Origin of the sequence: Mailhella massiliensis (genome assembly GCF_900155525.1) — a bacterium.
Taxonomy (GTDB): Bacteria; Desulfobacterota; Desulfovibrionia; order Desulfovibrionales; family Desulfovibrionaceae; genus Mailhella; species Mailhella massiliensis.
Genome location: NZ_LT706952.1, coordinates 22,742 through 42,841, shown reverse-complemented (window position 1 = coordinate 42,841; position 20,100 = coordinate 22,742). Strand labels below are relative to the sequence as shown.

16 protein-coding genes and 2 pseudogenes are annotated in these 20,100 nt (G+C 50.2%); 10 read left to right on the top strand and 8 right to left on the bottom strand.

The window, feature by feature from the left end; all coding sequences use genetic code 11:
• Positions 1 to 43 precede the first annotated feature (43 nt).
• The 5 genes from CZ345_RS10230 (at position 44) to CZ345_RS10205 (ending at position 3,173) form a co-directional block, all read left to right on the top strand.
• The gene (locus CZ345_RS10230; RefSeq protein WP_070087584.1) at positions 44 to 910 is read left to right on the top strand and encodes an AraC family transcriptional regulator; all 867 of its coding nucleotides are present in this window, start codon (positions 44 to 46) and stop codon (positions 908 to 910) included.
• Between the two features lie 178 nt (positions 911 to 1,088).
• A complete protein-coding gene (locus CZ345_RS10220; protein WP_204224281.1) occupies positions 1,089 to 1,493 on the top strand; it encodes a hypothetical protein in 405 nt (134 codons plus the stop codon).
• Positions 1,490 to 2,308: a TrmH family RNA methyltransferase gene (locus CZ345_RS10215; protein ID WP_070087583.1), complete on the top strand. Its 819-nt coding sequence runs from the start codon at positions 1,490 to 1,492 to the stop codon at positions 2,306 to 2,308. Before CZ345_RS10220 ends, CZ345_RS10215 begins: the two co-directional genes overlap by 4 nt.
• 252 nt (positions 2,309 to 2,560) lie before the next feature.
• The gene (locus CZ345_RS10210; RefSeq protein ID WP_070087582.1) at positions 2,561 to 2,983 is read left to right on the top strand and encodes an RNA polymerase sigma factor; all 423 of its coding nucleotides are present in this window, start codon (positions 2,561 to 2,563) and stop codon (positions 2,981 to 2,983) included.
• Complete coding sequence (locus CZ345_RS10205; RefSeq protein ID WP_070087581.1) at positions 2,976 to 3,173, top strand: helix-turn-helix domain-containing protein; 198 nt, start codon at positions 2,976 to 2,978, stop codon at positions 3,171 to 3,173. The genes CZ345_RS10210 and CZ345_RS10205 overlap by 8 nt, the downstream gene beginning before the upstream one ends.
• 159 nt (positions 3,174 to 3,332) lie before the next feature.
• Here the strand turns inward: CZ345_RS10205 and CZ345_RS10200 are convergent, their stop codons facing one another.
• The gene (locus tag CZ345_RS10200; protein ID WP_204224278.1) at positions 3,333 to 4,361 is read right to left on the bottom strand and encodes an N-6 DNA methylase; all 1,029 of its coding nucleotides are present in this window, start codon (positions 4,359 to 4,361) and stop codon (positions 3,333 to 3,335) included.
• Between the two features lie 377 nt (positions 4,362 to 4,738).
• On the opposite strand from CZ345_RS10200, the gene CZ345_RS10195 reads away from it, so the two are divergent.
• The gene (locus CZ345_RS10195; RefSeq protein ID WP_077073065.1) at positions 4,739 to 7,270 is read left to right on the top strand and encodes a helicase-related protein; all 2,532 of its coding nucleotides are present in this window, start codon (positions 4,739 to 4,741) and stop codon (positions 7,268 to 7,270) included.
• 626 nt (positions 7,271 to 7,896) lie between these two features.
• A complete protein-coding gene (locus CZ345_RS10190) occupies positions 7,897 to 9,246 on the top strand; it encodes a hypothetical protein (RefSeq protein ID WP_144277324.1) in 1,350 nt (449 codons plus the stop codon).
• A gap of 188 nt (positions 9,247 to 9,434) precedes the next feature.
• Here the strand turns inward: CZ345_RS10190 and cmk are convergent, their stop codons facing one another.
• From cmk to CZ345_RS10150, 7 genes and pseudogenes are all read right to left on the bottom strand, one after another.
• The gene (cmk, locus tag CZ345_RS17570) at positions 9,435 to 10,442 is read right to left on the bottom strand and encodes a (d)CMP kinase (protein ID WP_077073063.1); all 1,008 of its coding nucleotides are present in this window, start codon (positions 10,440 to 10,442) and stop codon (positions 9,435 to 9,437) included.
• Positions 10,443 to 10,620: 178 nt separating this feature from the next.
• Positions 10,621 to 10,935: a DUF4368 domain-containing protein gene (locus CZ345_RS10180; protein ID WP_476738455.1), complete on the bottom strand. Its 315-nt coding sequence runs from the start codon at positions 10,933 to 10,935 to the stop codon at positions 10,621 to 10,623.
• 148 nt (positions 10,936 to 11,083) lie between these two features.
• Positions 11,084 to 12,703 (bottom strand): annotated as a pseudogene (locus CZ345_RS10175) (GTP-binding protein); the annotation flags it as partial.
• 7 nt (positions 12,704 to 12,710) lie between these two features.
• Positions 12,711 to 13,331: pseudogene (locus tag CZ345_RS10170) on the bottom strand (GTP-binding protein); the annotation flags it as partial.
• 767 nt (positions 13,332 to 14,098) lie between these two features.
• Positions 14,099 to 14,944, bottom strand: coding sequence for a DUF1016 N-terminal domain-containing protein (locus CZ345_RS17195; RefSeq protein ID WP_204224275.1), 846 nt, complete (start codon positions 14,942 to 14,944; stop codon positions 14,099 to 14,101).
• Between the two features lie 59 nt (positions 14,945 to 15,003).
• Positions 15,004 to 17,256, bottom strand: coding sequence for a DNA-primase RepB domain-containing protein (locus tag CZ345_RS10155; RefSeq protein ID WP_077073060.1), 2,253 nt, complete (start codon positions 17,254 to 17,256; stop codon positions 15,004 to 15,006).
• A complete protein-coding gene (locus tag CZ345_RS10150) occupies positions 17,219 to 17,596 on the bottom strand; it encodes a plasmid mobilization protein (protein ID WP_077073059.1) in 378 nt (125 codons plus the stop codon). Before CZ345_RS10150 ends, CZ345_RS10155 begins: the two co-directional genes overlap by 38 nt.
• A 199-nt stretch (positions 17,597 to 17,795) precedes the next feature.
• Between CZ345_RS10150 and CZ345_RS10145 the strand changes: the two genes are divergently transcribed.
• From CZ345_RS10145 to CZ345_RS10130, 3 genes are all read left to right on the top strand, one after another.
• Positions 17,796 to 18,113, top strand: coding sequence for a hypothetical protein (locus CZ345_RS10145; RefSeq protein WP_077073058.1), 318 nt, complete (start codon positions 17,796 to 17,798; stop codon positions 18,111 to 18,113).
• 579 nt (positions 18,114 to 18,692) lie between these two features.
• Positions 18,693 to 19,019 carry a helix-turn-helix transcriptional regulator gene (locus tag CZ345_RS17725; protein WP_083717548.1) on the top strand — a complete coding sequence of 109 codons (327 nt, stop codon included), beginning with the start codon at positions 18,693 to 18,695 and terminating at the stop codon, positions 19,017 to 19,019.
• A gap of 218 nt (positions 19,020 to 19,237) precedes the next feature.
• Positions 19,238 to 20,100: tyrosine-type recombinase/integrase (locus tag CZ345_RS10130; RefSeq protein ID WP_077073057.1), on the top strand; the 863-nt coding region annotated here is incomplete at its 3' end.

The window sequence follows — 20,100 nt, the reverse complement described above, 5'->3', positions numbered from 1 at the left end:
ATCTTTCTAAATTGTGATATTCGTATTCGGAAGGAGGGGCAATGTGTTAAAGAAATTGAATGACGCGATGGACTATATTGAAGCGCACCTGGAGGACGAGTTTTTACTTGAGAAGATTTCTGAGCATATAAATGTTTCAGATTATCATTTTAGAAAAATATTTTTTGCGCTTACCAATATGACGCTGAATGAGTATGTAAAAAACAGACGACTTTCAGAAGCTAACAAAGAATTGTTGCAGGGGGCGCAGGTAACAGATGTCGCTTATCAATATGGGTATCAATCCGTAGACGGATTTACACGTGCCTTTAAAAAATGGAGCGGTATCTTACCGTCACAAGTCGCAAAGTTGAAACAATGTAAATCATGCCAAAAGTTACAATTTGTTGTAACTATGAAGGGAGGAACTTTAATGGAATATAAAATTGTTGAAAAACCTGCTTTTACGTTTGCAGGTGTAAGTAAACGAGTGCCGTTACAATATGAGGGAGTAAACAACGCTATTTTGGAACTGGCACAAAGCATAACACAGGAACAGAAAGAAGAAATGCACCGGTTGCAAAACATTGAGCCATATGAAACTGTAAATGTTTCCTATGAATCAGATACGAACTTTCTTGAAGAAGCTGGTGAATTAACGCATTTAATTGGAGTTTTAACAACTAAAAATGACATTAGCAGTAATCTGGACACATTTCCTGTTAAAGCTCATACGTGGGCAGTTTTTCCAAATGAAGGAATCTTCCCGTTTACTTTGCAGGATACAATGGCAAGAATCTACTCCGAATGGTTTATGACGGCAGATTATGAACTGGCAGAGCCGTTTTCTTTCTCTTTTACAAAAATGGACGACAAAAAGCCCAACTACGCATACAGTGAAATTTGGATTCCAGTAACAAAAAAAGAATAAGCAATTACACTCAAATAGGAAAGCCAGCCGAGCCAGCGGGCAGTCAAGATAAACGGCGCATATGCGCCGCTGTTGACAGCCCCGCCCGCCTTTGCTGGTAGGCAATCAAGGGGCGACAGCAAGGGGTGCTGCCGCCCTCTGATATTATAAATGAAACCCGTCAACCATACAACGCCCTATGTGGGAGAAAGGGGGAATCATCTATGCCTTGCACAGAAGCATACAAAGAACACATCATGTACACGTTCAATGGCTTTGCAAGACCGTCATACACTATGCGGCTATCAACGCATGGCGTGACAGGAGCAGACGGCGGCAAAAAGAAATATCCCTTGAATACCTCACAGAAGAAAAGTTTTACCCTTTAGGCACAACAGACGAATATTTTGAAGCACCCCATGAAGAACACCCTATAACGATATGCGGTCAGGCAGTTATCCTCACCAATGGAAAACTTGCCGCCGTCCTGTTATCCCTGCCACAGAAAAACCGGGAAATCATTTTCCCTTATTTTTTCAAAAATGGGCTTACAATGGGTGAAAAATTCGAAAACCAAAGTATGATGAGGCAGGTATTGAAATGAAAGTTGTTTCTATATTAAATAAAAATAATGATTACCAGAGATTTGAAGTATTGAAGCATAATCGAAATAAAAGATATAAATATAATCAATTTATTGTTGAAGGCGTAAGAAGTTTAAATGAAGCGGTTAAAAATAACTGGAAGATTATTTCTTTTATTTATGACAAGAATAATCTGTCAGGCTGGGCAAAACATATGATAGAAACAGTAAAAACAGAAGTCAATTATACTCTTACGGCACAGTTGCTAAAGGAATTAAGTGGAAAAGAAGAAACTTCTGAATTATTGGCTATTATTGAAATGAGGGAAGACAGGTTAGAAAATGTTGCGTTATCTTCCAATCCATTTATTGTGTTATTTGACAGGCCCTCTAATAAAGGAAATTTAGGTACGATGATACGTTCATGTGATGCGTTGGGAGTAGATATGTTGATAATTACTGGACATGCGGTTGATTTGTATGAGCCTGATGTAATTGTTTCGGCGATGGGTTCTTTTTTCAATCTTCCGGTGATTCGAATCATTCACAATGAGGATTTATATAAATTCGTTGAAAGCCTTAGAATAAAATACCCTGGCTTTAAGATCATAGGCACAACAGCCCACCACGAAAAGCCTATCTATCATGAGGACTTGAAAACCCCGGTTATGTTAATGATGGGAAATGAAACCATGGGATTAAATAAGGCATTTAAGGAATATTGTGATGTTTTATGTACGATTCCTATGGCTGAAGATTCCTATGCCAGTTCTTTCAATGTCAGTTGTGCTGCATCTATAATGATGTATGAAATAGTAAGACAACGAATGAATTAGACAGCATAACCCTTTTGAGAGTGAGCCAGAGAAAAGGGAGGAGCAGGCGTTCTACCTCAAAAGTCTGCAAATAAAAAAAGAATAAGCAATTACACTCAAATGGCAAAGCCAGCCGAGCCAGTCAACAGTCAAGATGAACGGCGCATATGCGCCGCCGTTGACAGCCCCGCCCGCCTTTGCAGATAGGCAATCAAGGGGCGACAGCAAGGAGTGCTGCCGCCCCGCACTATTATTCAGAGAGGGGGAATTTCCATGACCGAAGATGAAGCCTACAAAGTGCATATCCAGTACACATTCAATGCCTTTTGCAAGATTGTCATTCGTCACGCAGCCATAGATATAATCTTAAAGCTGCGCCGGAGGTGGGAACGGGAAGTTTCTCTTGACTATCTGATGAATGAGAAGTTTGTCCAGCTTGCCGAACCGGAGCAGCTTGAAGAATATCTTTTTACCGCCTGCGGCCAGACCGCCGTTCTGTACCATGCGGAACTTGCCGCCGCCCTTGCCCTCTTGCCGGAGCAGACACAGGAAGAGATTTTCCGTTACTATTTCCTGCGCCAGCCGCAGCGAGTGATCGGCGTACATATTGGCCGGACACGCAGCACAGCGGGGCGGCATATCCAGCTTGCCTTGCAGCGGCTACGGCGGCTCATGGAGGGAAAAGACCATGAGTAAACTTCTCCCCTATGAAACAATCGTCAAAGCCCATGAGGGCGACCCGGACGCAATCGACACCGTCCTTTCCCACTATGCCGGATATATCCGCTACTTTTCCAAAGTACACGGTCAGGTTAACGCCGAGGTTGAGGAATATGTGAAGCAGCAGCTAATCTCCGCACTATTCAAGTTTCGCTTTGACCGATAAGCCCCAAAACTGAATACCAGCCGCCCACCAGCGGCCAGTGAAAGCAGTAAGTCTGAAAAAGATTTGCTGCTTTTTTTGTTGTCCATTTGGCAAAATCGCAAAGTCACCCGTAGTAGGTAGGTGAAGCCAGAAAAAGCTGCCTGCTCCGTTTGGCAAATTTCAAAACGCAGTGTTGTAGGGAGTGAAAGGAAAAATTCTCTGCCCCGTAGGTTGCCAAAATCCTGTTTCCCGGATTACTAAGGCAAAAGAAAATTTGAAAAATCCCCGGACAGCGGGTAGCTGGCGGCCTTTTGAATGTATCTTTGGCGAAAGAAAAAAAAGACCGCGCACAGCGGGCTGAAAGCCCCGCCCCGTTCGCTCTATGTACGGAAAAGCCCGGACAGGGGCAGTCTGCGGCTTACTAAGAGCAAGATTCATGCGTGTCAGGTTGTAGGTGTTTTCTTTCAACTCCTGTGCATAGTATTGAATGTGATCTTCACTCCCCACATAGCGGGCCGTGCTTTTTCCGATATTGATCAGCAGAGAGCCGGAACCGCTTGTCGGATCGTAAATTTTTATCGCACTTCTTCCCTTCAGATGATACGCCACAATTTCTGACATGAGCAGCGAGACTTCATGCGGCGTGTAGAACTCCCCCGCTTTTTTGCCCGCATTGGCCGCAAAATTGCTGATCAGATATTCATAGATGAAGCCGAGAACATCATAATCCTGTCGGCCATCCATGGGAATGTCTTTTATCAGATAAATCAGATCGCGGATGGCTTTGGTTCGCGCGCCGGAAGTTTCCCCCAGTTTGGACAGACCGGTTTCCAACGTTTTGAAAATACCCTCAAATACTTTTTTATGATGAGGATTGATGTTCCGGTTAAAAGCGGAAATGGCATCCGTTACGTCCGAAGCGGCAAAATCCATACCCTTGGCTATCCATGTGGAAAAAAGGCCGTCATAAGATATGAAGTAGCCAATATTTTGTCGAACCATCTGCACGGATTCAGTATCATCCTCATTCAGCTCAACAAGATACTCATCCGTCCAATCGTTTTTTTTCAAAAACCGCACTTCTTTATCAGAAAGGAATTTATAAAATATAAAACCAAGAATATAGTCCTTATATTCATTAGCCTCAATTTTGGAACGCATCTTATTCGCTGATTCCCAAATCTTGGCCGCAAGCTGCTGTTTGTTCATACAGTCGTTTCCTAAAATTTCAGTTCGGACAAATTCAGAAGTACAGGATTGCAACATTTGTCACAGACGGGACATCCTCATCTCATCGGATGCCCTCTGTTTGCCACTATAGTCCAAAATGTCCAAAAGATAAACAGGCCGAACAACAGGAAAACTGCTGGGTATCCAGTGGATAATATCTGAGTAGAACAGCTTATCCCATACAATCCGGGAAGACCCATTTTTATCCCCTTTTTTGTCGGGTAATTTTCAGGGTATCAAAAATATTTTTAAAAATTTTATTCTATTATTTCACATAAATATATTACAAAACAAACGTCAACTACAAGCTCAAAAGCCGCTTCGCCAAATTCCAGAACATCCCGGAACTGCTTGCCATGTACCGGACCTTTGCCGATGTCGTCACCAAAAACGATCTGGATGAACAGGCAAAGCAGGCAGGGCTGCGCCCCCTGACGCCTCCCGTCACTGATGGAAAGCCGTATAACGATGTGGCCGAACGCTCCGGGGAACAGGCGGCCTACATGGAAAAAATCATCCACCGCATGGAAAACCTTCCTCCCGACCCGCGTCGGGACAATCCGCTCAAAATCACCAACGACGCCCGCAAGGCCGGTCTGGACTATCGCCTGATAGAACCGCACGCGGATGATTTCGCAGGTTCCAAGGTCAACGCCGCCGTTGAACGCATCTATCAAATTTGGAGCACCACGGCGGCGGACAGAGGCACGCAGCTTGTCTTCTGCGATCTATCCACCCCCAAGGGCGGCAGCACTCCGACTTCCGCACCGGCCAACCGTAACGACCTGGAATTGGAAACGCTGCTGGACGTGGGCGGCACGCTTCTACCTGAACAGAAAGATGAGGAATCTCGCGGGACAACACAGGCGGAAACGGATGACAGCGGTGAAGACACCTCCGTAGCTTCCGACATGGATGCCGTCATTGCGCTGTCGTCAAAGTTTTCCGTCTATGACGACATACGAAGCAAACTTGTCGCGCGGGGGATTCCGCCGGAAGAAATCGCCTTCATCCATGAGGCCAACACCGACATCCGCAAGGCAAAACTCTTTTCCGACATGAATGCCGGCCATGTTCGTATCCTGCTCGGCTCCACCAGCAAGATGGGCGCTGGCATGAATGTCCAGAAACGTCTGGTGGCCGCACATCATCTTGATGCCCCCTGGCGGCCTTCCGACCTGGAACAGCGCAACGGGCGCATTATCCGCCAGGGCAACCTGTTCTATGAGCGCGACCCGGAACACTTCTCCGTGGGCATTTACAACTATGCCACCAAACAGACGTATGACGCCCGGATGTGGCAGACCATAGAGTACAAGGCGGCTGCCATCGAGCAGTTCCGCAAGGGCGATCTGCTCCAGCGCGTTATCGACGACGTGCAAAGCGAGGCCGCCAACGCCGCCGAAATGAAGGCCGCAGCTTCAGGCAATCCGCTGATTCTCATGCAGGTTCAGCTTGCCGCAGACCTTCGCAAGCTGGAAGCCCTGTATTCCCAGCATCAGCGGGGACAGCATCGTCTGCGCGACAGGCTGAAGTGGCTCAACGGAACCGATGAGCGTCTTGCCAAGGCGGAAAGCGCCTACGCCGCCAACATCCGGCACCGGGACAGCCACACCCATATCATCAAGGAAAAAGACAAGGAAAAAATCCGTATAGAACTCTTTGCGGGAGACAAGATGCTGACGGACAGAGACGGCGAAAAAATAAAGGATATTCTGCTCGGCTGCGTGAAGGAGATCACGCGCAATGCCGGAGCCAGGGTACTGTTCGGCTCCTATCGGGGCTTCGCCATGCACCTTGAACGCCATGCCCAGTCCTTCGGCGGCAAGGAGGGGTTCAGAATCGTTGTGACAGGTACGGATGGACAGGAGTTCAAGCCGGACAATCTCGTCTATCTCTTTGACGACAAACTCAGTCTTTCCGGTCTGTTCCAGCGCATGGACAACTTCCTGGCCAAAGGTTTCGATGAAGCCATAGAAAAATTCCGGGAAACCTGCCGTCATGAAAAGGCGGAACTGGAAACAACCAGAGAAGCGCTCGGCAGGGAGTTTCCCCAGAAGGAGGAACTGACCCTGGCGCGAGAAAATCATAGTGCCATCATCCGAGAGTTGCAGCGTATGCAGGATGACGCGAGCTATGTTTCCCACTGGACACCAAAGACTTCCGACACCGGGGCCGACACGACTCCGGCAGAAGAGACCAGGCAGGAAACTCCCGACACCCCCTTCTCCATGGCAGACGCGGCCCCGAAAGACCACCGTGTCTGTACGCTTACCTTTGGTGAGCAGGGGAACCAGACGGAATACGCCGTTACGCACAGTCCGGTCGGGTATCTTCTGAACCGTTCCCAGGTGCGTGAAACTACGAGGTGGCCCATCCATTGCCTGTACGACGACAATCTCTGGCACTCCCTTGTGAAAGGCCCGCCCGGTGTCCGCTTCAAGCAGTTTGAGAGCAGAGAAGACGCCCTGAATTTCGCCCGTCAGGATGCCGCCCTGCTCGGTTTTGCCGATGCCATGACGCATCCTGAAAAGGATCTCTCCGCAGCTTCGGCAACGGAGAGTGACTCCTATCGTCAAGCCATGGAAAAAGCCGGATTCCGGCCTTCCAGCATGGATTTTTATGGCAAACAGGAACACGAGTTGAAGGTTGAAACGGGTGACGGCGGAACATTTGAACTGAGAATATTCCAGACGAAAGAGGGGAAAGTCGGCCTGCGTGTTCAGTATGAAAAAGACCATATCATCAACGGTGCGCGAACCGTCCACGCATCTTTTGATACGCTCAAGGAAACTCTGGACTATGTCAGTTCCTATAAGAATATGGCGGAGACGCAAAACATCACCGCCACTCCTGTGCAGGAGACTTTCTCCATGCGAATGAGATAAAGCATCAACATGACAGAAGCGCCTTTTGAACTACCAATTCAAAAGGCGCTTCTTACTGCGAATGTTTTGCTCAAGCCACGGGTCCCCGTCCTGCCGGTCGGAAAAATAACCTGTACAAAAAATTTTTTCCGTTATACGGTTCTCCCAAAAGGGGATGCCCGACGGAAAACCGGACGGCATCCCCTGCCCGGCACAAGGTGGGAATATCATAGCATGGAGGAGAATGTCTTATGCCAAGAGAGAGAGAGAGAGAGAGAGAGAGAGAGAGAGAATCCAGGCTGACGCCGTTGGCGGGCAGTGCGCGAAAAGCCCTGCCGTTCCTGCTTGCTGCCGCGCTGCTGGCCGCACCCGGTGTGGCGGGGGCCACCAATTCGGGCGGGAAGTGGGATAATCTGGACGGCGATCCTTGGTATGTTGGAAACGGGGGCGGCAGTAACGGCAATATTACCATCGATGAAGCGATGACCTCGTATGCCTCCGGAGGGCTTATCTACGAGACTTCCGCAACAGATGTAACCCTGGACAAAAACGCCGTCACCGTGAAGGACGGAGCCGACGGGGATGGTGTCTATGGCGCAACCATAACCTGCGACGTACCAGGAACTGTGACCATGAAAGGCAACCAGGTGACCGTCTATGGCGGCCACTACTACTCGGTGTTTGGAGCCCACATAAACTCATTCGACTTCTACAATACTTCCAAAAATACTGTCACCATGACCAATAACCACGTGGTCATCAATGGCGGCAGACTCGCTCTTAAGGATAATACGATAGCCGGGGCAGGCGGCGCGACAGATGCCCAGTCGGATACACCATCGATGGTCACGGGGAACAGCCTGACCATCAACGACGGTACGTTTGGAAGAAAGAGTAAATTTTACGGAGCCTGGCTGACAAATTCAAGGGGCACTTCTGTCAACGACAATTCCGTGTTCATCAAGGGCGGTACCTTTAATGACCACAGTGCCTATTTCAACACTATCGCAGGCGGCAGAGCCGTCCGATCAGGTAGCGGAGGTGAAACCGATACGTTTACGGCCAGCAACAACGTGGTGGATTTGGACAACGTTACCCTGGTCAGCCCCCGTATCTATGGCGGGTACATCGGCAACCTAACCTCCACCAACTCGGGCAGCGCCACGAACAACACGGTTATCCTGCGGGAAAACCTTAAGCTGACAGACTATGGTTATCTGTACGGCGGCTACAGTGATAGTACAGGCAACCCCAACCTGGATGTACGCACGGGCAACACGCTGGAAGTGCGGACCTTCGGCCTCACCGCAACCAATGTGTATAATTTTGAGAAGTATCACTTCATTCTGCCCGGCAGCATCAAGGCCGGCAATACCGTACTGACCCTGACGGATACGGACGGCACAGACATTTCCGGCGCCAAGGTGGGCGTGGCCGTGGCCGGCGGAAGCGCGCCTCTTGCGGTGGGCGACAGCGTCACCCTGCTCAAAAACGACAACGGCCTGATAAGTGAAGGCTACACGCAGACCACCCTCACCGGCACGCAGGGTGTGTCGCTGGCATACGACTTTACGCTTACCGACACGCCCACAGAGCTCATCGCCACCGTAGGGACCATATCTGAAGAGCCCGGCGGCGGCGATGAACCCGGCGGCGGCGACGAGCCCGGCGGGGACAGCCCGGTGCACGTTCTGCCCCAGACCAAGGCCCTTGCGGAAGGCTACCTTGCCGGCTCTCTGCTTGTCCGGCAGGGCGGCGACCTCATTGCCGACCGCGGCATGGCGCACGCCCTGCGCGCCGCCCGCGGGACGGGCGAGTACACCTTTGCTCCCTTCGGCACGGTTTCCGGCGGCTGGTCCCGCTACGACACCGGCTCCCACATCGACGTAAGCAGCCTCAACCTGCTCGTCGGCCTTGCCCGGGGCGCGGATCTGGCGCCCGGCCGCTTTACTGCCGGTCGTTGTTGGGCATCATATTTAACGGATTTTGCTTCATAAATTTGATACCTCATTTTTTTGATTATTTGATGTGTCCATATTATCCAGCCCTATACGATGGGCTGTTATCAAATTGTTATCGGTGGTGATAACGGGGGGTAGCAGGGTTGTTGTTTTCTCTGGTGGTTTACAACTACATTTTACCACGAAAGGCAGGGAAATGCAATAACCATCCTTGCTGTGGCGTATCAAGGAATCTTACTGAACATATGGCGCACCTTATCCAAACGGCTGTTTGGACGACGGGGCTGGATGATTGGCTCGCCGACAGTGGCCTGATACCCTTTCAGTTCCGTCAGGCACACACTCCGCCCGTTGGTGTAAAAGGCCAAATCAGTACGGTATGCCTGTATGCAACGGGCGGGAATCTCGCCAGTAAAGACAACTTCATCCTTTTTTATCTGGGCCGTTTCGATGGTGGCACAGTATTTCGGCGCATCATGATAAGCCCTGGAAAGGTATTCCTGGGGCGCATAGAGGGTGAAGGAGAGATAAGGTTCCAGCAACTGCGTCCCAGATTTCTTCAATGCCTGTTCCAATACAATCGGGGCCAATGAGCGGAAGTCCGCCGGCGTGCTGACTGGACTGTAATAAAGCCCGTATTCAAAGCAAATCTTACAGTCCGTTACGTTCCAGCCGAACAAGCCCTGCTCCAGCCCGTAACGGATACCATCCCTGACAGCGTTTTGAAAACTCTGGTTCAAGTATCCNTCGCCTTCATGGCGCTGGGCCACGCGGCGCCGGGCTCGTTCACGGGGGTCCGCGGTGAGAAACACCTTGATCTGGGCTTCGGGGAACACCACCGTGCCGATGTCTCGACCTTCGGCGACGACATCATGGTCGTCGGCAGCGGCGCGCTGATGGGAAAGGAGCGCCTTGCGCACGCCCGGGTAGGCCGAGACCTTGGATACCGTCGCATCGACAGCCGGCGTGCGGATCTCGCGGGTGACATCCTCTCCGTCGACGGCGATGCGCTGGCCATCCTCGGGAGCGGCGGAGACCGTGATGACGATATGGCGCGCGAGATCGGTCACCGCCGGCTCGTCGTCGAGGTCGATATGGCGCGCTGCCGCCGTATACGCAACCGCGCGGTACATGGCGCCCGTGTCGAGCTTCTGGAACCCGAAGCGTCGGGCGACCTCGCGAGCGATGGTCGATTTACCGGACCCCGCAGGGCCGTCGATGGCTATGATCATGAGCGCGTTCCTTCCTTGGTTGCGCGGGCATCTTGATGATCCGGGCCGCCCTGTCGGGCGTGCTCGTTGATTGGATCCCCTATCGCTTTACTAATGTGTGATAAAGAAGTAATAGAAGTGTAAAAAATTTTGCCGTTCCTATCCGGCACTTGGCCATTGTGTCGGATAGGTCGGGCGGTTATTCCGGCAAATCAATCTTGCCGACAAAGCTGTAATAAATCTCAATGTCCTGCCTGCGGGTGCCGTTCTCGTCATAGCTGCACTCATGCACAACGTTTTTTTCAATCATTTCCCGCAAGAGGGTGGGGGTAAGTTCCTCAAAGGCAAGGTGCTTTCGGACAATCCCCATAAACTTTTCCGCGTTGACGGTGGCGGCCTGCGACTTGTCCAGTTCGGCCTGCAAAGCGGCGGCGCGGTCTTTCAGTTCCCGCTGCTCCTGCTCGTAGTCTGCCGACAATTCCATGAAACGCTCGTCGCTGATTTTGCCGTTCACATTGTCCTCATGTTCGCAGATGACGTATTTGCTTTCCTGTTGTAATATTCGTCTGTTCCTGGTTCAAAATAGTTTCTCCTCTCTGATACTGATTTTATCAATGATATTTCGCAATAGCCAGCAATGAACGCTTGCATTGCGCAAGACGTTACATTATCTTCTGAAACATATAGCGCACCTTGTCCAGGCGGCTGTTTGGACGGCGGGGCTGGATGACTGGCTTGCCGACAGCGGCCTGATACCCTTTCAGTTCTGTAAGGCATACGCTCTGCCCGTTGGTGTAAAAGGCCAGATCAGTACGGTATGCCTGTATACAGCGGGCGGGAATCTCGCCAGTAAAGACAACTTCATCCTTTTTTACCTGGACCGTTTCGATGGTGGCACAGTATTTCGGTGCATCATGATAAGCCCTGGAAAGATATTCCCGGGGCGCATAGAGGGTGAAGGAGAGATAAGGTTCCAGCAACTGCGTCCCAGATTTCTTCAATGCCTGTTCCAATACAATCGGGGCCAATGAGCGGAAGTCCGCCGGCGTGCTGACTGGACTGTAATAAAGCCCGTATTCAAAGCAAATCTTACAGTCCGTTACGTTCCAGCCGAACAAGCCCTGCTCCAGCCCGTAACGGATACCATCCCTGACAGCGTTTTGAAAACTCTGGTTCAAGTATCCCAGCGAAACCCGGCTCTCGTATTGTACGCCGGAGCCAAGCGGGAGTGGTGTAACAGACAGTCCGATAGATGCCCAAAACGGGTTGGGCGGCACCTCGATATGGATGGTGTGGCTGGCTGCTTTGAGCGGCCGCTCCATATAAATGACGGTGGGTTCCTTTACCACTGTTTCAATCTTGTATTTTTCCGACAGCAAAGCGGAAACGACCTCCAACTGCACCCGGCCCAAAAAAGAAAGAATGATCTCATGGGTGATGGAATCCACTTCGCAGCGCAAAAGCGGGTCAGTATCCGCAAGTTGCGTAAGAGCGTCCAGCAGCCGTTCTCTTTGCGCTGCCGTTTTCGGCGCAATCGTCGTCCGCAGCATGGGGAGGGGGGCCTCGCGCCACCTTTTACGAGGGAGCCGGGTTTGATCCCCTAATACATCGTTTAACCTCACGCTGTCGCTGGGAAGGATAACAATTTCGCCCGGATAAGCGGTGTCTGTCCGAACAATTTCCCCTTTGGATGGAATACGCATCTCTGTGATTTTCAGCTTTTCTCTCCCGGCCAGGGCCACCGTATCCCGCAGGCGCAGCGTTCCGCTGTATAGCCGCAGATAGACACGCCGCTGGCCGCAATCGGTGTACTCAACCTTGAAAACGCTGCCGCATAGGGTGGCGCTCCCCTGTTCCCCAATCGGTTGGAACAGTCCTGTCACCGCATCCATCAACGGTTGAATGCCAAGGCCCTTTTTGGCGCTGCCATGATAGACCGGAAACAGGGAGGCTTCTTGAACCCGCCGCTGTTCCTCCCGCGCAAGTTTTTCCTGGCTGATTGGTTCTCCTGCGATATACTTTTCCAATAATGCATCGTTATTTTCGATGACCGCATCCCATGCTTCTATGTCGGTATTTTCCTCCAGGACTATTTCCGGGGACAGCGACACCGTCTGCTTGATGATAATATCGGCGGAGAGCTTATCCCGAACAGACTGAACCACGCTCTGCAAATCAACGCCAGCCTGGTCGATCTTGTTGATAAAGATAACGGTGGGAATGTTCATTTTCCGCAGGGCATGGAACAGAATACGGGTCTGGGCCTGCACGCCATCTTTAGCNTTGAACCCGCCGCTGTTCCTCCCGCGCAAGTTTTTCCTGGCTGATTGGTTCTCCTGCGATATACTTTTCCAATAATGCATCGTTATTTTCGATGACCGCATCCCATGCTTCTATGTCGGTATTTTCCTCCAGGACTATTTCCGGGGACAGCGACACCGTCTGCTTGATGATAATATCGGCGGAGAGCTTATCCCGAACAGACTGAACCACGCTCTGCAAATCAACGCCAGCCTGGTCGATCTTGTTGATAAAGATAACGGTGGGAATGTTCATTTTCCGCAGGGCATGGAACAGAATACGGGTCTGGGCCTGCACGCCATCTTTCGCGGAGATCACCAAGATGGCCCCATCTAAAACAGCCAAAGAGCGGTACACCTCCGCCAAAAAATCCATGTGGCCGGGCGTATCCACAATGTTAACTTTACATCTGTGCCACTGGAAGGAAGTGACTGCCGCTTGAATGGTAATCCCACGCTGCCGCTCCAAAAACAAGGTGTCCGTCCTCGTTGTCCCTTTTTCGACGCTCCCTGGTTCTGAAATGGCTCCACTGGCATATAGCAGACTCTCCGTCAAGGTCGTCTTTCCAGCGTCTACATGGGCAAGAATCCCGATATTGATAATGTTCATGTCTATCCTCCATACAAGGCCCGAATGGGCGCAAAAATCCCCAGCGGCTAATACTTTTACCGCTGGGGATCATGACTTCGGACACACAGAAACATACACGACTTACATAAGCCGCGGTCCGTCACGATATTTACTAAAAAGGCAAAAGTATTCTTAAAATTGGGTACAAAAACCAAGCCCCTGCAAGGGGCAATTATTTTTGTGCCCATTATCAAATTTTATTTAAGAATACCTTGCCGCATGTTGAATAGACTCCTCAAATCAGGATGACAGCAGTATAGCATAGCACACTCTAAAATGCAAGAAGTTTTTACCCGCTGTCCCAAATAAATCAGGAGGGCATTCACCGGGACACCCTCCGATTTGGGGCCTCATGCGCAAATAATTTCTGTGTCCACGATTTCCGCCGCACACGCCCGAATATTGTTAGTCCCTCTGCAACTCATACCACAGACCGTTGCCCTCGTCAAAGATGTACTTTTCCATGAAATTACCTCCATTTTTTGTGATTATCGTGCGCCTACCCTTATTTTTGACCTTGCACCCCATTTCTGCTCCTTTTCGACCTGTTCCTGCTGGTAAGCTGCCTCCAGTATCCTGTCCGCCTGTTCCGGGCCAATGGCCCGTCTGACCCGCTCATAGTCCCTGACTTGCCCTTTCAAGCCGTCCCTCTCGGCACAAACCTCATAAATCCTGGCTGACAGGGAGCCGTTCTTACTGACCTCACGATCATAGGCGCTCAGTGGAAGTTCTAGGTTCAGAACCCGTTAACGGACGGCCATTTTCAAAAGGGCAGACATGGAGAGTGTTCCATGCCTGCCCTTTGCATCTGCCGGACGGATGCCGTTTTTCCTGTTCCTCTCCATCGCTTTTCCCAAGTCGATATCCTCTTCCTGTGAAGTCAAACAGAAACACACATTGAAAATGAAACGGGAGACGGAGGAACATTTGAACTGAGAATATTCCAGCCGGAAGAAGGCAACGCCGACCTGTTCGTTCAGTTTGAAAAAGACCATAACATCAACGACGCGCAAACCGTCCAGACATCTTTTGATACGCTCAGGGAGACTCTGGACTATGCCGCTACCTATAAGAAAATGATGGATCACGAATGAGATCTTCTGGTTGTTCTGCTGGTGCCGTTCTCTGAATCTCCGCCGAAACTTCGCACTTATTCTGACTGGATAGCAATCGTTCATAGAAAAACTATGAATCTGCCGTTCAAGCTGACGTACACTCCATCCGGCTTTTGCACATTCCTCCAGATAACATTGACGGGCTTGCCTGCTGTCCACGTGCATAAGCAGCCGGTAATGGCTCCATCTCAATTTGCCACACATTGTGTAGAAATTTGGAAAAGTCAAATAAAACAGTCGAATATTCTGCAAATTGGCGACTGTGAAGTCTTTTCCGAAATCAAGGGTCATCTTCGCAGAAAGCTCGGCTATAAGCCTCGTGCCGTACTCGGCACGGACTTCTCCTCCCTGTTTTTCCACAATGCTTTTCCAATATGCCTCAACCATGGCAAAATCGGCCGCAGCATAGACCTTATTCCGGGCTGAAAGCAGAATTTCCTTAATCTGGCTATAAAAGGAAGGATCCAGCTTAGTCACAAGAATCTCCTTCGGAAAACGTATCATTACAGTAGCGAAATCCTCTGCTGACCGCCATATCACTCCATGCGCGTATGGATTGCATACTGTTGCTGCATACCGACACGTCTCTCCACTCGTCTCCACAGCTCCCGATATTTTTCATACTTCGCCAGCGCCACATCTCCTGCCATGCCGAAAGCGTAATCCGCCGTGCGTTCGACGTATCGCTGCCAGTCTCTGCGTGCGGGCGTCTCTCGGATAGAGGGAGCGCATTGCCGGACAGCCTCCATCACCGCCTCCCGACCATGGCCGGTGGCGCGAAGTCGCAGGGCGATCATGGCATCCACGCGGGAGTAGTCTTCAATGGTCAGGTGACGGCGAATATCCTCCAGGTGAGCATGATAGGCGGTAACGGCATCGCCTGAAAGTCCGCCTCCCGGAGGCAGTACCGGCCATCGTTTTCTGCTCTCAGCGACGGCCTCATATTCCCCGGCTATCTGCCGTGCCAGCTCCAGAGCCTTGCGGCACTCACGTTTTTCGGCAACCAGAAGTTTCACCTCCGGGAAAGAACCGTCTTCCCGACGATGCTTCGGCTTTCGATTCTCAAAACCCGGCGCTCTGTGCGGGTGGATGCAACCGCACAATTTTTTATCTCCATACTCCCGATTCAGCCGTTCCGTAAGCCGGTTGCCCACGTCCCGGTCAAAACGACTCCCCAGTTTTGCGATGGTCAGAAGGCATTGAAAATTCCCGGGAGAACTCTCCAGAATGACCGCAGGACGGTATCCGTCCCTTTGCAGCCGGACCAGACTTTCCGCCGTCATGTCGTCGATAAGCACATGATGTTTTTCCTCGGATAACGGCGTGTAATATATATTCTCTCCGCGCCGCTGGAGCCTGAGCATCTCAGGCATACGCAAGACCAGTTCCTCAGGGGTAAATCCCCTGGTAACGCCGCCTTCCTTGTCGAGAATGAAGGTCTTTTTATTCCAGTTTGTCTCCATGGCGATGCAGGTCACTCGATACCTGTCCGCTCCGACGGCTGCGGCATAACGCCTGAAATTCTCCATTTCCCGCATGGATTCTCTTCCTCTGTCCGGCACCGGCGGCGGGGTGTGTCTTGTCTTTTCCCAGGCGGAACGATACCTCCAGAGTCCTGCCTGACGATGCAGTCCTTTTGCCCGCAGCCATGCCTCAAACCGGGGTTTATGCCGCCTGACCTTTTTCCCCGTGCCCCGCAGGAAACGTCGCTCTTCCCTCTGCTGTATTTTCAGACAATGACGGGCAATATTCAGTACCGGCACGCCGTATTGCGCCAGCAGGGCAAGACTCTTCCGACGCTGTTCTCTCTGCCGCTTTCGCAGGGAATCGACCGGCGTTATTGCCTCGTCGTTTCGTGCCTCTTTTTCTTCTTCCTCAAATTCCTGCTGATAGAGTTTCCATTCTTCCAGGTTTACCGAACTCACCGGCTCCGGCGGCAATGCTTCTTTCTTCTCCATATAGTTTCCTTCCGTGAACTCCCCCCATTTCCTGCAAAGTTTTTTCATGCTGAAAGCCCGGTCCACGGAAGAAGCCTTCACGGCAATATCTCCCACAAAAATGACCGCACCGGACCCTTTTTTCTCAAAACGGAGACCAACTTCTGCCAGCTTCCGGTGCATATCTTCCCATGAGTCTGCATCCCGTATGATGTCATGCCCCCGCTCCTGTGCGATACGCTGGGCAGACTTCTCTCCTGTGGCGTGTTCAACGTCCAAGGCGGCCTGTCGAGGTTTTATTTCCCTGCCGCTCTTTCTCCGGGCCAGTTCACCGTTTTCCAGCACGACATACCGGGCTTTTTCCTGCGGTTTCCATCCCTGTCCGTGTTCAATGAGCGCAAGAATCCTGTGCGCCGCATCAATATCAAATCCTTTGTGCGGCTGAACGACTTTTCCCGTTTCCTCATTCATGCGGTTCACCGCAATGTGAAGATGGTAGTTATCGGTATCATAATGCAGAGCGTACACGGTCTGATGCCCGGTCAGCCCCATGTGACCCAGAAAAATATCCACAGCCTCATCCACCTGTTCCCTCGTGGGCTGCTCCCCCTCCTGCCATGAAAAAATCCAGTGCTGCACCGGCATCTTGCTGTGAACCGACTCTTCGGCCAGAGCGATCATTTCCATCTTCTGGCCGTTATGCGTGGAAGTCAGGAAATTCCTGCTGCCCGCATGGGCGACCTTTTCCTGCGGATTCTTGTTGTGAGGAAAGCGGATGTAATCCACCAGATCCCCGATCTGCCACGTCTTCGGCTTATCGACGATTTCCCGTCTGACTTTCTTCACTATCATGGCCGGGCACTCCAAGATGCTCAATGGCGGAAACCAGAAGCTCCAACGCCCGTTCCTGCCGCTCAAGCATATCCACACCGGCACCCGACTGCCGAAGCGTTTCAAAGTTGTGCTTGAGCAGGCCCCCGATACGGCGAAGTTCCCGAATCATCATGGCGTCGGTGTGGGCTATGAGCGGGCGTCCTCCGAAAAACCTCCGGCGCAGATAGGCGGAAACGGACAGCCCCGCCATATCCGCCTGCTGCTCAAGACGCGCTTTTTCCTCTGCTGTCACTCGAAAGGTGAGCAACAGATTGGCGGCATACTTACCTTCACCATTCGTTCCTTTTTTGCCTCTCATGCCTCTTTACCTTTGGAATGCGAGAAGCGAAGCGCCGAGCATTCCGGGAGTCCAGAGGGCGTCAGCCTTCTGGCAGGATGGTAGTTGTGTATTACAACTACCATCCTGCCTCGAAGAACCCCTGTCGTGAAGTGGCCAAATTGCCCATTAATAGAATTTTCGTCTATTATAGTTGCCATCTTAAACACGGAGGTAGTTCATGACAAAAAACGCCACATTGCGACCTGAGCAAATCAAAAAAGCCCGGAAACTACTCAATGAACTTCCGGTCAGGGACAACAAAAAAACACGGGAAGAAGCTGCCGGGTTGTTGGAGAAAGATTTTCGTAAGGCTTTCAAGAAAGGATACTCACCGAAGGAACTCAGTCTAATTCTGAAAAACGCAGGTATTATTATTCCCGCATATCTGATGGAGAAATTTCTAAAAGAAAAAAATGTTACTGAACCTCAAAAAAAAGAAACCGTCCAGAATGACATGCTCACCGCACTTTCGACAGAAAAAAACTGTTTCGATTGAGCAAATTCATAGACATGTGTCAACTCCATAAACTGATTAGATTATCTGTGGAAGAACAGAGAACTTCACCAGCACTGGTGACTCCAAAAAGATCCGAAAAATTCCTTTGCTGAACTACTGACATTAAAAAAACTCAAGAACCTTTCGGAATGTTTATATATCCCCATAATATAACTGAATATGTTTTTTCGTTAAATAAAGTGGAAACAATTTTTCTCATTCTTATGCGGATTGCTCGCTAACTATGCTTGGCCTTTACTTATCTTTTTTTGATGTCGCAACTGTCATTCCGGCATATTCCGGTTTCTCCTACGACATGACAAGTTTATACAAAATATGACACTATAAAATAAATAATAAAAAAAACAGATAGTTAAAAACTATAACTCATAATATCTCTTTTTTCGAAAGATATCCTTTTGGGTAATTTGGCCACTGCACGACATGATTTCTCCATGCTAAGAGGAGGTAACCATGACTTTCTGACTTTGCAGGGAGGAGAAACCATGAAAGAGTATTTTACACCAAAACAAAAAGAAATCATTGCCTTTATCAAGCTCGGCCTTTCCATAAAAAGTCATTTCAAAAAAACTCGGAGTCAGTCGTAAGACAATTTATCGACACCTCGAAGATATAAGAAAAAAACTAAACGTAAACAAAACTATAAAAATATTATGTACAGTTCATCCTGTTCAAAATAGGTGTGAAGAAATAAAATTCACACCTCGTGGCAGAGAAGTTTTCCACCTAATTCTCAAAGGAAAAACAAGTACAGAAATTGCAACATTATTAAATATAAGCAGAAGTGGAGTTAGAAGACACCAGGAGAAAATGTTGCTTCAGAACAACTGTAATTCAATGTTGGAGCTTGTTGCAAAATACTATAGTTTCATATCTGAAATGTAAAAACAAAATTAAGGGTATTGCCGTGTATTGTGAACCTGATACAATTTTAACACTACAACAAGTAGCCCGCAGATTGCGCCTTGACCCCAGAACGGTAAAAAAGATAGCCTCTTTGTTAGGCGGCAGGCGCATTGGATACCGCTGGAGGTTTCGCTGGGGCACAGTGTTGGAGTATTTCAGCAATGCCTACGTTGAGACCGGACAAAGGAAATTGTTGGATGGCGAGAGTCATCGTGAACGGCAGGCAGATAGCCTGCAAAATGTTCCCGGCAGGGAAAAAACATGGCCCGGAATGGCGGGCCGCAAAAGAATGGGAGGAAGAGCAAAAAAAGCTCGCACGGGAAGGGATGACGATCCCCACGGCATTAGAACTGCTTATGGCGTGGGGAGATAGTTACCTTACCCATGTTCAGCGAACCATGAGCCGACAGACCTATGTGGAAAAGAAGCTGGTGACGAAGGACTTTTTCGTCTACTGCGGCAAAAAGGGCATCCTTGACATCGCGGAAATCACTTCGGCAAGAGCCTATGAGTTTCTTTCCAGAATCAAGGATGAGCGCGGGGCGAACGTCGCCAACAAGTACCGCAAGAATCTGCTGGCTGCATGGAACTGGGGTTCCGACTTCTTTGAGGGATTCCCACAGGTGGCACCACCATTTCTGAAGGTGAAGCCATTTCCCGTAAAGCACGGCGAGCGCTATGTTCCACCGGAAAGTGATGTCATCAAGGTGTTTCAGCAGGCGGAAGGGCAGGACCTGGTCATGCTGCTGACCCTGTACTTCACGGGAGGACGCAGAAGCGAAATCTTCCGACTGACGTGGAGTGATGTGGACCTTCAGAAGGAAAAAATCAGGCTGACCGACAACAAGTCGGGTAATGGAATGGAACGAGTGCGCTGGCTCCGAATGCACCCGGAACTGGTCAAGGCGCTCAAGTGGTGGCGGGATGCCCGCCCCTGCAAGGTGGACAATGTGTTCATGCAGCTTCAGAACGACACGTTTCTGGGGCAGCCGTTCACCCAGCGCATTCACTTCATGGAGCGTCTCTGTCGGAAGGCCCATGTGAAGCCCTTCGGTTTTCA

What these genes read in the sequence shown, in the direction of transcription:
- CZ345_RS10220 (WP_204224281.1), top strand. Translation starts at nt 1,089, where the DNA reads ATGTGGGAGAAAGGGGGAATCATCTATGCCTTGCACAGAAGCATACAA.
- CZ345_RS10215 (WP_070087583.1), top strand. Translation starts at nt 1,490, where the DNA reads ATGAAAGTTGTTTCTATATTAAATAAAAATAATGATTACCAGAGATTT.
- CZ345_RS10210 (WP_070087582.1), top strand. Translation starts at nt 2,561, where the DNA reads ATGACCGAAGATGAAGCCTACAAAGTGCATATCCAGTACACATTCAAT.
- CZ345_RS10205 (WP_070087581.1), top strand. Translation starts at nt 2,976, where the DNA reads ATGAGTAAACTTCTCCCCTATGAAACAATCGTCAAAGCCCATGAGGGC.
- CZ345_RS10200 (WP_204224278.1), bottom strand. Translation starts at nt 4,361, where the DNA reads ATGAACAAACAGCAGCTTGCGGCCAAGATTTGGGAATCAGCGAATAAG.
- CZ345_RS10195 (WP_077073065.1), top strand. Translation starts at nt 4,739, where the DNA reads ATGTACCGGACCTTTGCCGATGTCGTCACCAAAAACGATCTGGATGAA.
- CZ345_RS10155 (WP_077073060.1), bottom strand. Translation starts at nt 17,256, where the DNA reads ATGATAGTGAAGAAAGTCAGACGGGAAATCGTCGATAAGCCGAAGACG.
- CZ345_RS10150 (WP_077073059.1), bottom strand. Translation starts at nt 17,596, where the DNA reads ATGAGAGGCAAAAAAGGAACGAATGGTGAAGGTAAGTATGCCGCCAAT.
- CZ345_RS10145 (WP_077073058.1), top strand. Translation starts at nt 17,796, where the DNA reads ATGACAAAAAACGCCACATTGCGACCTGAGCAAATCAAAAAAGCCCGG.